Origin of the sequence: Thiorhodococcus minor (assembly GCF_010820565.1) — a bacterium.
GTDB classification, from domain to species: Bacteria; Pseudomonadota; Gammaproteobacteria; order Chromatiales; family Chromatiaceae; genus Thiorhodococcus; species Thiorhodococcus minor.
Genome location: NZ_JAAIJQ010000018.1, coordinates 23,977 through 37,236, shown reverse-complemented (window position 1 = coordinate 37,236; position 13,260 = coordinate 23,977). Strand labels below are relative to the sequence as shown.

The 13,260-nt window shown below is 63.7% G+C and carries 16 protein-coding genes; 1 reads left to right on the top strand and 15 read right to left on the bottom strand.

The genetic code is table 11. The features are described 5' to 3' along the window. Positions 1–10 precede the first annotated feature (10 nt). The gene (locus G3446_RS08180; RefSeq protein WP_164452340.1) at positions 11–709 is read left to right on the top strand and encodes a type 1 glutamine amidotransferase; all 699 of its coding nucleotides are present in this window, start codon (positions 11–13) and stop codon (positions 707–709) included. 40 nt (positions 710–749) lie between these two features. Here the strand turns inward: G3446_RS08180 and G3446_RS08175 are convergent, their stop codons facing one another. The 15 genes from G3446_RS08175 to G3446_RS08105 all read right to left on the bottom strand — a co-directional run bounded on the left by G3446_RS08175 (position 750) and on the right by G3446_RS08105 (position 13,231). Then, entirely contained in the window at positions 750–1,373 is a 624-nt protein-coding gene (locus tag G3446_RS08175; protein ID WP_164452339.1) for a V-type ATP synthase subunit D, read from the bottom strand. A 131-nt stretch (positions 1,374–1,504) separates the two neighbouring features. Further along, complete coding sequence (locus tag G3446_RS08170; RefSeq protein ID WP_164452338.1) at positions 1,505–1,795, bottom strand: YkgJ family cysteine cluster protein; 291 nt, start codon at positions 1,793–1,795, stop codon at positions 1,505–1,507. Positions 1,796–1,800: 5 nt separating this feature from the next. Beyond that, complete coding sequence (locus G3446_RS08165) at positions 1,801–3,180, bottom strand: V-type ATP synthase subunit B (RefSeq protein ID WP_164452337.1); 1,380 nt, start codon at positions 3,178–3,180, stop codon at positions 1,801–1,803. Positions 3,181–3,263: 83 nt separating this feature from the next. Beyond that, positions 3,264–3,773 carry a DUF6398 domain-containing protein gene (locus tag G3446_RS08160; protein ID WP_209262314.1) on the bottom strand — a complete coding sequence of 170 codons (510 nt, stop codon included), beginning with the start codon at positions 3,771–3,773 and terminating at the stop codon, positions 3,264–3,266. A 32-nt stretch (positions 3,774–3,805) separates the two neighbouring features. Further along, positions 3,806–4,414 carry a hypothetical protein gene (locus G3446_RS08155; RefSeq protein ID WP_164452336.1) on the bottom strand — a complete coding sequence of 203 codons (609 nt, stop codon included), beginning with the start codon at positions 4,412–4,414 and terminating at the stop codon, positions 3,806–3,808. A gap of 179 nt (positions 4,415–4,593) precedes the next feature. Next, positions 4,594–5,130, bottom strand: coding sequence for a GNAT family N-acetyltransferase (locus G3446_RS08150; RefSeq protein WP_209262313.1), 537 nt, complete (start codon positions 5,128–5,130; stop codon positions 4,594–4,596). 77 nt (positions 5,131–5,207) lie between these two features. Beyond that, the gene (locus G3446_RS08145; protein WP_164452335.1) at positions 5,208–5,531 is read right to left on the bottom strand and encodes a hypothetical protein; all 324 of its coding nucleotides are present in this window, start codon (positions 5,529–5,531) and stop codon (positions 5,208–5,210) included. A 14-nt stretch (positions 5,532–5,545) separates the two neighbouring features. Next, complete coding sequence (locus tag G3446_RS08140) at positions 5,546–5,938, bottom strand: c-type cytochrome (RefSeq protein WP_164452334.1); 393 nt, start codon at positions 5,936–5,938, stop codon at positions 5,546–5,548. A 64-nt stretch (positions 5,939–6,002) separates the two neighbouring features. Beyond that, complete coding sequence (locus G3446_RS08135; protein ID WP_164452372.1) at positions 6,003–7,802, bottom strand: V-type ATP synthase subunit A; 1,800 nt, start codon at positions 7,800–7,802, stop codon at positions 6,003–6,005. Positions 7,803–7,842: 40 nt separating this feature from the next. Continuing rightward, positions 7,843–8,490 (bottom strand): V-type ATP synthase subunit E, encoded by a 648-nt coding sequence (locus G3446_RS08130; protein WP_164452333.1) that lies wholly within the window; start codon positions 8,488–8,490, stop codon positions 7,843–7,845. Between the two features lie 6 nt (positions 8,491–8,496). Further along, positions 8,497–8,865: a V-type ATP synthase subunit F gene (locus tag G3446_RS08125; RefSeq protein WP_164452332.1), complete on the bottom strand. Its 369-nt coding sequence runs from the start codon at positions 8,863–8,865 to the stop codon at positions 8,497–8,499. A gap of 36 nt (positions 8,866–8,901) precedes the next feature. Then, a complete protein-coding gene (locus G3446_RS08120) occupies positions 8,902–9,357 on the bottom strand; it encodes an ATP synthase subunit C (RefSeq protein ID WP_164452331.1) in 456 nt (151 codons plus the stop codon). Between the two features lie 323 nt (positions 9,358–9,680). Further along, on the bottom strand, positions 9,681–11,555 hold the full coding sequence (locus tag G3446_RS08115) for a V-type ATP synthase subunit I (protein WP_245232376.1): 1,875 nt from the start codon (positions 11,553–11,555) through the stop codon (positions 9,681–9,683). A gap of 244 nt (positions 11,556–11,799) precedes the next feature. Continuing rightward, entirely contained in the window at positions 11,800–12,861 is a 1,062-nt protein-coding gene (locus G3446_RS08110) for a V0D/AC39 family V-type ATPase subunit (RefSeq protein ID WP_164452329.1), read from the bottom strand. Between the two features lie 52 nt (positions 12,862–12,913). After that, positions 12,914–13,231, bottom strand: a complete 318-nt coding sequence (locus G3446_RS08105; RefSeq protein ID WP_164452328.1) for an ATPase — start codon at positions 13,229–13,231, stop codon at positions 12,914–12,916. Positions 13,232–13,260: the final 29 nt, after the last annotated feature.

The window sequence follows — 13,260 nt, the reverse complement described above, 5'->3', positions numbered from 1 at the left end:
AGAGCAGAAGATGCGTATCCATGTCTTGCAGCACGTCCCATTCGAAGGGCCGGCGGCCATTGGCGAATGGGCCGAGCTGAGGGGGCACTCCATCGCCAAGACCCCACTCTATGAGACCACGGACGTGCCGCCGCAGTCGGACTTCGACTGGCTGGTCGTCATGGGCGGACCCATGGGTGTCCACGACCGAGCGGACTATCCCTGGCTGGAGCCGGAAAAGGCCTTCATCCGCGAGACCATTGCCGCGGGTAGGAAGGCGGTCGGTGTCTGCCTCGGCTCGCAGCTCATTGCCGAGGCGCTGGGGGCGCGTGTCTCTCGCAATCCCCAGAAGGAGATCGGCTGGCTACCCATCACGCTGACGCAAGCGGGGCGCGATTCGAGCGTCACCGGCTGTCTGCCGGAGCGCCTGGAGGTCTTCCATTGGCACGGCGATACCTTCGAGCTGCCCGCGGGTGCCGTGCATCTGGCGCGCAGCGCCGTCTGCGAGAGCCAGATCTTTCTCTACGACAATCGCGTGCTTGCGCTCCAGTGTCACCTCGAGTCGACCCAGCAGAGTGTGAGGGACATCGTGGAGATGTGCGCCGACGAGATCGTCCCCTCGACCAGCATCCAGACCGCCGAGCGCATCCTCGCGCAGACGCATGCCGATGTCTCACGCATGCATGAGCAGCTCTTCGGCATGCTCGACCGTTTCGCGGCGTTGGGCTGAGATCCGACTTGGACGATCCGACTGGTTTGGGCTTGGCGGCTCAGGCTTGGGCCTTTTCACGCAGGAGCTTCACCTGGAAGAGGGTGTTGCGCTCTTCCTCTTCCAGTGACGACTGAATGAAACGAATCGTCCGCTGGTAGAGCGGAATAATGTTGTATTTGAGCGCGTTCACCCGCTTCTGCGCCTTGCGCTGCTCCTCCATGAGGCGATGCAGTGCGATCTCGACCTCCGACAGGCGCGCCAGCAGCACGGAGGCGCGCGCCAGGTTGTCGCGGGTGGTATCGAAGCTGGCGTCTGTCCCGAGCAAGCCGACGGGCTTCAGCGGGATGCGCTCGCTGGTGACGGCCGGATACTCCACGCCCAGGGCGCGGCGCGGCAGGATATCGACCTTGAGCGCGGACTCTGCTCCCAAGGCTGCCTGGCGGATGCCCCGACTGCCCATGCGCAGGTGCGTGATGCTCAGGCAGTGATAGGCGTCTGCCAGGGCCGCGGCCGACTGGCTCCGCAGCTCGCGATATTCCCCGATGCGCTCGTAGACCAGCCTGGTCAGCAGCTCGCGCTTGCGCTCGAGCAGGTCGTGCCCTTCTTCGAGAAATTTCACCTGCTTCTTCAGACGCAGCAGTGTGTTCTTGGTCGGCGGGGCCTTGATCAGCTGTTGTGCCATGGGCTAGCTCCCAATGGTTGGAACCCCGCGGGCAAAGTGCGCGTGCGACCCGTAGGAGCGCCGCCCGCCGCGATCGAGCCGTCGCGCCGGGGCGGCGCTGCCACGGCGGTGCGCATGCTCAATGTCGGAGTTCAGATGCGGCATCTCGCCCGCTCGGCCAGGCAATCCTCGCCGCCAAGCTCCAGCTCGCGACAGCCGAGCGGCCGACTCGCGTAGATGCGGCAGCGCATGGTGTCGCGATTCAGGGCGGCGCACCAGCCGTCCTCCAGTCTGGCCATCAGGGTGTTCCCCCAGGTGTTCTCGGTCGTGTATTGGTCGGGAATGTCGCCCTCGGACAGACAGACGACCTCCAGTCGGCAGCAAGCCGCCGCGCAGGTGTCGCAGCTGATGGGCGTCGTCGGCTGGATCTTGTTGTCGGTCATGGGGCTCAGTCGCTCCCCTGATAATACTTCGCCAGATCGGTCTCCTTCATGCGCGTCAGCGCCTCCCTCGGGAAGCTGCTCATCAGCTCCCAGGCCAGGTTGAGCGTGGCCTCGATCGAGCGGTCCTCGGCCTCGCCCTGTCCGACGAAATGCCGGTCAAAGTCGTCGGCGAAGTGAAGATAGCGGCGGTCGCGCTCGGAGAGCTCGTCGGCGCCGATGATGGAGGCCAGGTTGCGCGTCTCTTGAGCCCGGGCGTAAAGCGCGTAGAGCTGGGCGGCCACCCGTGGATGGTCCTCGCGGGTGTCGTCCTTGCCGATGCCGTCCTTCATCAGGCGGGAAAGACTCGGCGAGATGAAGACCGGCGGATAGATGCCTTGATTGTGCAGCTCGCGCGAGAGCACGATCTGGCCCTCGGTGATATAGCCGGTCAGGTCGGGGATCGGATGGGTGATGTCGTCCGAGGGCATGGAGACCACGGGCATCATGGTGATGGAGCCGTGGCGCTCATGGATGCGGCCGCAGCGCTCGTAGATCTCGGCAAGGTCGGAATAGAGATAGCCAGGATAGCCTTTGCGGGCCGGCACGTCGCCCTTGGCCGTGGCGACCTCGCGCAGTGCCTCGGCGTAGTTGGTCATGTCCGTGATGACGACCAGCACGTGCCGATCCAGGTCATAGGCCAGGTACTCGGCCGCTGTCAGTGCCGTGCGGGGCAGGGTGAGCCGCTCGACCGGCGGGTCGTCCGCCAGGTTGATGAACATCACCACATTGCGCAGCACGCCCGAATTGGCGAATTCGTCGCGGAAGAACTTGGCATCGGCGTAGGAGACGCCCATGGCCGCGAAGACCACGGAGAAGCTCGAGCTTTCGTCGACCAGCTTCGCTTGGCGCACGATCTGCGCGGCGAGCCGATTGTGCGGCAGGCCGGAGCCGGAAAAGATCGGCAGCTTCTGGCCGCGCACCAGGCTGTTGAGCCCGTCGATGGTCGAGATGCCGGTTTGGATGAACTCGCGCGGATAGGTCCGCGCCGCCGGATTGATCGCCGCGCCGCCGACCGGACGATGCAGTCCCGAGAGCACTGGCGGCCGACCGTCGCGCGGCTCGCCGAGGCCATTGAATTCGCGCCCCAGCAGCTCCGGCGACAGCGCGATCTCGACCGGCTCGTCCAAGAAGCGCACCCAGGTGCTCTCCAGATCCAGATCGTCCGTTCCCTCGAACACCAGGATCAGCACCTCGTCGTCCGACGCCCGGATCACCTGACCGTTGCGGATCTTCCCCGCATGATCTTCGATGCGAACGCGATCGCCGAAGGCGACGCCGGGGGTCTGCTTCACCACCAACAGACCGCCCCGGGCTTCGACTGTGGTGCGATATTCTTTGATGCTCATGGGGCTAAGTTGTCAGTGGTCAGATGGGTGGGGTGGACGAGCGCGAGCGAAGTCCACCGAATCCTGTGCCAGATCTACGGCGTTCATTCCTCGTCGTCCGGGATGTAGGGAATCAATCCCTTCCGATACGCGATCTCCTGAACCTCGTAAGGCATGGTGCGCACATCGACGAGCAGTCCGTTCACCTCCAACGTCCACATGATCGGATGATCGGCGGCACGGCTGCGCAACGTCCAGTCCGGGGAGAAGTGATGCATCTTCAACAGGTCCCGAACGTCTTTGGATTTGTTCGACCCGGTCGAGGGCGCGACACCGAAGTGCTCATAGATCACGGGTGCCTGGCAATGCGGATCCTGTGATCGATCGAACAGGAAGTTGGTTGTGCCGACGGCGTGAACGACGGCCGCTGCCCAAGTCGACTCCCTCCCTCGCTGCAACGGCGACGGCCGTTTCCGGGAGAGCGCCGCGAGAGCGGCGCGAATCATCTCCTTGTATTCATCGTTGAGATGGAGGTCGCAAAAGGTGTCCGTCGCCTTGGCGATGCTTTCGAACTTCTCCTGCATTTGCGCAGGCACGCGCTTTGATTTCCGCACGGCTCTCTCTCAGTCGCTCAGTGACGCTCGATTCATGAAACCTTGGCTCCCCAGCCGGGATCCCGTCTTAGTCGAGGGACGAAGAAGCTCTCTTCGCCCAGATGCGGCAAGTACTTCTTGATCAGGGCATCGAGCGAGTCAGGGGCGCCGATCATGATCCAGTCGTCGATCGAGCCGAGGTAGCAAAATCTCTGAGCCATGAAGGTCCTCTTTTCTTCGTCAATCAATAAGAACTGCATCTCAGCGGAATAACTCAAGATCTGATTCATCGCCTCCTTGGTCATGCTGGGCAGCGGCGAGAACTCGCCTAGCATGCCCTCGAGTGCCCCGATGTCTTGGCTCGGGGTGTAGATGCGAATGACGTTCTTTCTGACGTCGATCTTGGATGCCTTCACGCTGGAATGGATTCTGAGTCCTTCTTCTACTCTGTCACGCTCTTCATCGCGGATGATCTTCTTGGGGACCTTCCGCAAGAAAACCTGAGCATTCGGGTGCTCATAGATCTCGTACCCCTTGGGAATTTCGGCGCACAAGCTGCCTTCGCTGACCATTGAGAAAAAATACCGCTTCTTACCCGTCTTGGTGCTGCCTTCGTGCAGAAAATAGACCCTTCCTTTTGCATTCGTGTGTTTTACTGTCATGTTCGGATTACCTTAGCACGACGACTCTGCTCTCTTCATCAGGCCGCGGTCGTCAGTTGGGCCGAGTCTCACCTGGCATTGGTGGACTGCGCTGCGCTCGTCCACTCTAGAGTGGACGACTGGCCGACACACTGATCGAGACTTGCGATTCCGCTCCGCAGATCGACAGCTGGCATGGGCTACCAGAGCGCCGGCTCGCGCAAAGATGCCACGCAGGATAGCTTGACGGTCTGGCCATTCGATACCGTTTCGTGCATCACCATTGCTTGCCAGCCAAAAGGATACTGCAGCTCGTAGGGCGGCAAGAATCTGCCGGCCGCCTCGGCTGTGAATCCGAATCTTCCGTAGTACTCCGGGTCGCCATAGACGAAAAAAGCATCCACGCCTCGTATCGATAGCTGCTCTATGCCACTGCGTATGAGTGCGGAGCCGATGCCGCCCTTTTGATATTCAGGCTTCACGGCAAGTGGCGCCAAGATGTATCCCAGCCAATGACTCGGGCCGTCCGTGGTGACGGGGCTGAATGCCACGTGACCGACAACGCGGCCATCGGCCTCGGCGACCAAGCCGATGGTTTCTGGATTGCTTTCTTCGCTCAGCAAACTGAGGGCGAGCCTTGCAATCAGCTTACATTCGCCTTCGGGGAAGGCGCGCAGATAGATATCGCGTATATCATTGTGATCAATGCCTCTCGCCAGTCGGATATGCGGCATCATTTATTTATGGCGTTCAACATGCTGGCTAATCTTCACTGCGAGTAGAGATGCGGGTCGAAATCCCGTTTTTCGCTAGATTATTCATGTTGCTCTTGGGGTGTGAGTGCGTGTTTCTTGCTCTGCAGATATTCGCGGTGCGAGCTGGCGCCAAGCAGAAGAATAACGATGGGGGTCGCCCATTGCGTCAGAAAGGTGGCCAGGCACGCGCAGATGACCCCGGCGATAAGCCCTGCGGAAATAAATGACGCGTTGGTTTCGTTTAGGAGGTGCGCATGCGTGTAGGTGATGGCTCCGATCGCGAGCAGCCCCAGTATGAAGTGGATGAATGCCGTCAACATGCGGGTTTTCGTGAGGTCAATGGCTTGCGCCTTGTTCGCTTGATCCGGGTCTCGCTCGTCCACCTTGCTGGTCTGGGCTACTCAGGCTTATTGATTTCTTTCAAGTAGACCGCGATTCTGATCGCCTCATCTTCGGGCATATTCACGAAGTCGGGCATCTTGCCCGCATCCTGCCGTTGAATCCTGTGAACGACCTGTGAAACGGATAGCTTGGTGTCTCTGTTTGCGGGTACGCCCAATATGAATATTCCCTCTCCTGAAGGGCCGTGACACTCGGAGCAATGGTACTGGAAGAACTGCTTGCCCGTGGTTAAATGAGGGTGGTTGTGTATGTCTTTGTCGCATCCGATCAAGATCAACGTCAGGATCAAGAGAACACCGAGCAAGGCGGCATTCTGTTTTTTTACTTCATGATAGGGGTGCTTTGTAAGCGCTTGAGGCTCCATGATGGGATGGATTCTTTGATTCATGGAATGAGTGGAGGTTCTCGGTGCTGATAGGTCAATGGATGCATATCGGCCGACGCTCTCTCTATTACGAAGAGACTTCTCCTTGTTTGGCATACTCGATCCGAATTGCCTCCATCGCCTGATCCACCTCCTTTCGGAATGCCTCGATCTGGTCTAGCTCTTCGCTGGAGTACATCGACTTGATCCGCCGCATCTTGGCGAGCAAGGGCAGGTCTTGTAGCTCCGTCACTGGCACGCCGAGCTCGATGAGCGTCTGTCCTTGATTGAAGATGCTGATCGCGAGGTCGAGCAGGGCGAACTGCTTGGCGGGTGAGCAGAAGGTGTCGATGTCGTCGAGGGCGCTCTGCTGGAGCACGCCTTCCTTGATGAGCGATGCGCCTTCGAGCTCCCAGCGCTGGGCACTGGAGAGCGCCTCGGGGCCGACCAGGTTGACGATGCGCAGGAGCTCGGCGTCGCGGGCGAGGAGGGCGAGGGCGGCCGCGCGGCGCTTCTCCCACTTTGCATCGACCTCTTTGTGCCACCACTGTGCGGCGGTCTGGACGTGACCGGAGAAGCTGGTGACCCAATCGATCGACGGATAGTGGCGGGCGTCGGCTAGCTCTTTGGAGAGTGCCCAGAAGGTTTCGATGATGTCCTTGGTGTGGCTGGTCACGGGCTCGGAGAAGTCGCCGCCCGGTGGCGAGACGGCGCCGATGAGGGTGACGGAGCCGGGGCCCGCGTCGAAGGTCTCGATGCGGCCGGCGCGCTCGTAGACGGCGGCTAGGCGCGAGGCGAGATAGGCGGGATAGCCTTCCTCGACCGGCATCTGGCCGAGTCGCCCGGAGACCTCGCGCAGGGCCTCGGCCCAGCGGCTGGTGGAGTCGGCGAGCATGACGACGTCATAGCCCATGTCGCGGTAGTACTCGGCCATGGTGATGCCGACGTAGACGGAGGCCTCACGCGCCACCACGGGCATGTTGGAGGTGTTGGCGACCAGCAGGGTTCGCTCCATGAGCTTGCGGCCGGAGTAGGGGTCGTCCAGCTCGGGAAAGGTCTCGAGCACGTCGACCAGCTCGTTGCCGCGCTCGCCGCAGCCGACGTAGATGACGATGTCCGCATTGGACCAGCGCGCAACCTGCTGCTGGACCACGGTCTTGCCGGCACCGAAAGGGCCAGGCACCGCCCCCTTGCCGCCCTTGAGCTGGGGGAAGAAGGTGTCGATCACGCGCTGTCCCGTGATGAGCGGGGAGACGCCGTCGTCGCGCTGTAGATAGGGACGCGGCTTCCGCACCGGCCAGCGGTGGTACATGCTGAGCCGATGGACGGTCCCCTTGGCGTCGCGGACCCGCGCGATGGTGGATTCGATGTCGTAGTCGCCGGGCGGGGCGATCTCCTCCAGCTCGCCCTCGACGCCTGGCGGGATGAGGATGCGGTGCTGGATGGTCTGGGTCTCCTGGACGGTGCCCAGCACGGTGCCCGGGCCGACCTTGGCCCCTGGCTCCAAGGTCTCGCTGCGCTCGAATTCCCATTGCTTGCCACGATCGAGGGCGGGGACGCTGATGCCGCGACGGATGTAGTCGCCCGACTCCAGCGCGATCTTGGCCAGGGGGCGCTGCACGCCGTCGAAGATACCGCCCATGAGGCCGGGGCCGAGCTCGACGGACAGCGGCCAGCCGACGCCGACTGCGGGCTCGCCGGGACGCACCCCCTCGGTCGACTCATAGGTCTGGACCACGGCCTGCTGCCCGCGCAGTGAGATGACCTCGCCGAAGAGCCCGAGCTCGCCGATCTTGACCTGCTCGCCGCTGCGGATGCCGGGCAGGTCGATGGTGACGATGGGGCCGTTTATGTCGCGGATGACGCCGCTCTTGTTGGTATCGGTCATGATCTCACCCGAGGGCTGGGTCTTGGCGGAGCAGATGGTCTCATCCATTGAAGAGGTTGCCAGTGTCGAAGCCGCCGGGCAGCAGCCGCTCCAGGATCATCTGCTGGATCTTGGGGCGCAGCCGATCGAGGCGGCCCTCGAAGGTGTGGTCGATGCGAATCCGCTGGTCGGCGCTCATGATGAGCACGCCGCCTAGGGTGTCGATGGCGTCGTCCTTTCCGGCGAGCCTGACCCGCTTGCCTTCGGGTGTCTCCTTGGTGATGAGGTCCCAGCGCGTGTAGAGCTGGTGCTGATCGTGGGTGCTCGCGTTGACCACCAGGTGGTCCGCCTCGATCAGCTCGGCGGCGCCGATGATGAGCTTTTCCAGCCAGGCGCCATAGGTCTCCTCGTCTTCCATGAAGGCGCGCATGCGATCGGCGAGCCGACGCTCCACGCCTTGGACCAGGTTCCAGCGCACGCGGTCGAGCTGCGTCTGCATCTTCAGCTCGCTGGCCTGGACGCGCTGGCGGAAGGTGCGCTCGCCGAGCGACTTGGCGATGCTCTCTTCGCGCGCCTCGCGCAGGCGCAGCTTTTCGGCGGCATCGCGCAGGATGGTGTCGCGGCTGCGGTTGGCCCGTTCCCGGTACTCGCTGGCCAGCTGCTCGGCGCGCGCGAGGATGGCCCGCTCCAGCTCTTCTACCTGATTCATCGCCCTCTATCCCTCCTCGGTCTGGCCTGGCTCGATCGCCCCCGCCCCGAACAGGGTGGACAGCCGCTGCGCCACGTCGCTCGTCAGCTTGGGCTGCGCGCTTAGGGTGGGCACTGCGATGACCACAATGCGTCCGCCCTCGTCCATCACCCGCCGCAGGCTCGGGATGCCTTCTTGCATCAGCGCGTCGTCGACGATGACGAACGCCTTCTCGTGCTGCCGCAGGAGGTCGCGAAAGACCTGCTCGGCCTCCTGCATGCTCGGGCTTGGATGGGTCTCGAAGCCGATGAGCCGAAAGCCGTCTGCGAGCCGGTCGTCGCCGAGAAAGAGCATCCGGGTTGGGTGCGGCTGGTCTTGTGGGGTGTCGACGGTCATGGTCCCTCGCTTGCGGCGCGCTGGCCTGCTCCCGCGTCAGAGCTTGTTCAGCAGCAGGATGGAGATGACCAGGCCATAGATGGCGATGCCCTCGGCCAGGCCCAGGTAGATCAGGGTGCGCCCCAGGTTCTCCGGCTTCTCGGTGATGGCCGCGAGCGAGGCGGCGCCGATGGGTCCGACGGCGATGCCGGCACCTATGGTCGAGAGCCCGGTCGGGATGCCGACACCGATGATGGCCAGGCCCATGCCGACGGTGATCTCGGCCGCGCCGGTTGCGGTTTCCGCGCCCTCGGCCGTCTCGGCCATGGCGTCATGGATGCCGAGGACCAGCAGCGCGACCTGAGCACCCAGGAAGATCAGCAGCTGCGAGCCCATGGCCGGCTTGTACCAGGGCCGGATGCGCGTGGAGAGGGCAGGGCGCAGCTCGAGGGCGATCCCCGCGGCGACGAGGCCGAGGATGGCGACGGACATGGTTGCAACGAGCCAGTACATGGTGTGCTCCTAGTGGTGTTGCTGTTCGGTTGACTCTGGACGCGCGACGAGCGGTCGTAGGGTGGACAAGCGAGAGAGACTGTGAAGAAACTCCCCCTAGGTTGGGCTGAGGTACGAAGCCCAACGCAGGGGCGGGCCTAAGGCGCTGATTGTTGGGCCTCCTACGTCGGCCCAACCTAGGGCAGAGCAGCGTCTTCATAGGGTGCTCGGAATATTTTCGCAGTCTCGAGAGCGCAGTCCACCGAATCCCACGCCAGTGCTGGTGGACTGCGCTGCGCTCGTCCACCCGGATCTTGTCCATTCGGCGGATAGGGCTGGGTCGATCATGACAATCCCCGTCTGAAGCGGATGGGCGCGAAGGCGTGGCCGTCGCCGGAAAAGTAGCGCGAAAAGCCCTCGTAGTACTGCAGACGCATCACCTGGATCATGACGATGCCGCCCTCCAGCACCAGGACGAAGACGTTGCCGAGGATGACGGTCAGGACGTGCCCGAAGGTACCCATCATCCCCGCCAGGGTGAAGACGGCGATCGACAGCGCGACGTGATTGAGGCTGAAGGCCGCCACCCGGAGGAAGGAGAGGGTATTGGAGACATAGCCGATGATGGTCTCCAGGGTTTCGATGAAGACGACCAGGATCTTCTCGCCGACGGGCGCCTCGAGGTGCCTCCAGCTGTGCACCGCCAAGGCGCTGAGCGAGAGGACGATGAGCACCGCGGGCAGCGTACCGAAGCCCTGGCCCCGCCCGAGCTGCAGGCTGCCGGCGATCAGCGAGAGGTAGAAGATGAGATTGACCACGCCGTGGTGGCCAAAGACGGCGTCCGGCCAATTGCGCACCGCCAGCCGATTGTAGATGGCCAGCAGACAGGCGACGGTCAGGAAGACCACGCCCCAGACGAGTGCGATGCTCAGCATGAGCAACGGGTCGCTGAGCGGGCTCATCCAGAGCGCGGGCAGCACGTGCTCGTAGCCGAAGATGCTGCCGTAAAGGAAGCCGAAGCCGATCGACGACAGCCCCGCCATCAGCCCAAACGGCCAGAAACGGCCGAGCTTGCCGCGCAGCCACCAGGCCGCGCCGGCGATGACGGCGCCTTGGCCGACGTCGCCGAACATGCTGCCGAACATCAGCAGGAAGGTCAGGGCGAAGAGCGGTGTCGGATCGACCTCGCCGTAGGCGGGAATGCCGTACTGATTGACCAGCATGGCGAAGGGTGCCAGCAGCCGGCTCTTGACCGGTACGGTCGGCACCAAAAGGCGTTCTTCGGGAAGCGGGTCACGCACGCTCAGCTCGAAGGCGCCGTTCAGGGAGTCGCTCAGCCGCTGCCGCAGTGCATTGACGGCGCGTGCGGGCACCCAGCCCGCGAGGTGCGCCAGATGGCCCGCGCTACGCAGCGAGGGATCGAGCGCGACCAGCGGCTCCGCCAGCATCAGTGTGTGACGGGCCTCGATCAGGCGGTCAGTATGGGGCGCCGCCCAGGCCGTCAGGCTCTGTTGGAGGGACTGGCGCTGCTCGGCGATGCTGCGACGCTTGGCGTCGAGGTTGCGCTGCAGCTCGGCGGGCTCGCGGTCCAGCTCCTCGGGGATCGGCAGGCTCTGGAATCCGGCCGCGCTCAGCACTGGGCCGAGCTTGCTCTCTTGTGCGCCGGTGGGCCCGAGGATGACCACGTGCGTGCTGTCGTCGAGCTGCATATAGACGTGCAGGAGATAGCCCGCCAGTCCGACCGCGCCCTCGAGCTGGCGCAGATTCTCCCGCGGGACCATACCGACATAGATGTCCAGGAAACGCGTCTTGCTCCGCAGCATCCCCAGGTCGATGTTGAGATGCGCGAAGTTCTGCAGCGCGGCCTGCTGCTCCCTGACCAGGCGGTCCTCGTCATCGAGACGGTGCAAATCCTCCTCGTAGCCGGAGGCCTCCTCCCAGAGCTTGCCGAGCCAGTCGTCGAGGGCGCCGAGCTCCTCGATGCCGACGACGCGGATCTGGCCAATGCCCGTGGCAGGCGCGATGGGGATCAGGCGCGTGATCTTGTCCAGGCGGGAGTGCGCCTGGCTGTAGCGCTCGCGGTAGACATGGCCAGGCAGCGCGGAGAGCTGGGCCTCGGTTGGCGGGCGGTCGTCCGGATGGAAGCTTTCGGTCTCCGCCAATGCCAGGGACGCCTGCGGCAACGCCTCGGTCAGCGTCAGCAGACGGACGTGCTTCATTGGCATCGGTCTCAACATCGGGGGATTTCCAGCTCAGTGGTCAGGTCGAGACTTCATTCGACATCCTAGATGCGGCAATTCGAGCCGCAAGGCCCAAAGGACGCCCGGAAAACAGAAGCTTGGTCGATGCATTCCTTGCACCCGCTGGGCGGAAAAGCCCGCTCTGCAACGCATTGAGATCCTTAGCGCGCTTGGTGCGCTTTGCGGTTCCATTCGTCTCTTCAGGATCATGGCTTGGATTCGCTCAGGCGGCTTGGTGTGCGCTCCAGGCGCAGCTCGGCTCGATCAGCTCGAGCGCGACCTGGACGGTCTTCTCCGGGAACTGCAGCAGCTGCCCCTGAACGGCGGCGAACAGCAGCATGAGGTCGGTCTCGCGCAACATCAGGTAGGCGAGCGCGCGCGCGACCCCGGATTGGCTGCGTGCGAGGACCCATCGCGTCTCATCCGAAGTGTAGCGGCCGATGCGCTGCTGGACCTCGGCGATGGTCTTGCTTTCGGCCACGACGGCGTCGAGGGGGGACGGCAGCGCCTTGAGCACCTGGTCGAAGGTCTCCAGGTTGGCGAGCTGCAGCAGGCGCTCGCGCGTCAGCAGGCGCATGGAAGGCACTAGCCAGTAATAGGTCTCCGAGGGCGAGAGCTGGTAGCAGAAGCGGAAGCGCAGCAGCCACAGCAGCGCAACGCGGTCCAGCTCGGCGCCGAGCAGGCGCCTCAGGGATGCGAGGTGGTCGTTGCTGAAGGCCATGATGCGCCGCGCCAGGCCGATGTAGTAGCGCTGATCGACCGCCGCCTCCAGTGCGAAGGGGTCGCGCTGCTGCTCGTAGACCTCGCGGGCCTGGCGGGCGATCTGACGATGCGGGCCGGCCTCGAGCTGGCGCAGCAGCTCCAGCACGTTCTCGGCGCGCAGCAGATCCTGGTCCGAGAGGTGGATGTCGCTCGGCAGCTCGAAGAGGTTCGCGCGGATCTCTTTCGGGTCCAGCTCGTAGAGCTTGCCGCGGATCAGCGTCTTGAGGTTGTAGAGCCCGTATTTGCGCCCCCAGCCCAGCACCAGCCCGCGCTCGTTGGCATTCATCGGGCGGATCAGGACGCGCAGCTCTGTGAGCAGCATATGGATGAAACTCTGCTCGATGGCGCGGCTCTTTGCCGTCGTGGAGGGCTGCTCGTCGAGGATGGGGCCGAGGCCGAAGGTGTCGGAGAGGGATTGCAGCGAGCGCTGCGAGAGTCCGCTCATCAGCGCGGCGCCGAAGAGTCGGGTCGACATCGCCGAGACCAAGGTGCTCAGATAGGCCTGGTCGGCGACCTGGGTCATGCGCGATGCTCCGTTCCGGCGCTGGGCCTGACCTTGGGCATGGCGGCCGCGCTCAATGCTCGAGCGCGATCAGGACCTGGAAGGCGGCCTCCAGCGCCTCGTCCTCGCGCTGCTCCGCCTGGTCGCGAAGCTGGACGTGCCGCTCGTCGTAGCGGCGGCGCAGCTCCGCGATGTTCTGCTCGGCGCGCTCCTCGGCCTTGCCGATGAAGGCGCGGTGCAAGTCTGGGATGCGGGCGGTGAAGCGCTCGTTCTCGGCCTTGGCGTCGGCGACGGCCTTCTTGAGGACGCGGTCCTGCTCCTCCTCGGCTTGCTTGGCCAGCCGCTCGGCGCGCATCTCGGCGTCCAGCAGTCGCTTCAGGGTGTCATCCATCGCACGGATACCTTCGTGTCACGCGGTTG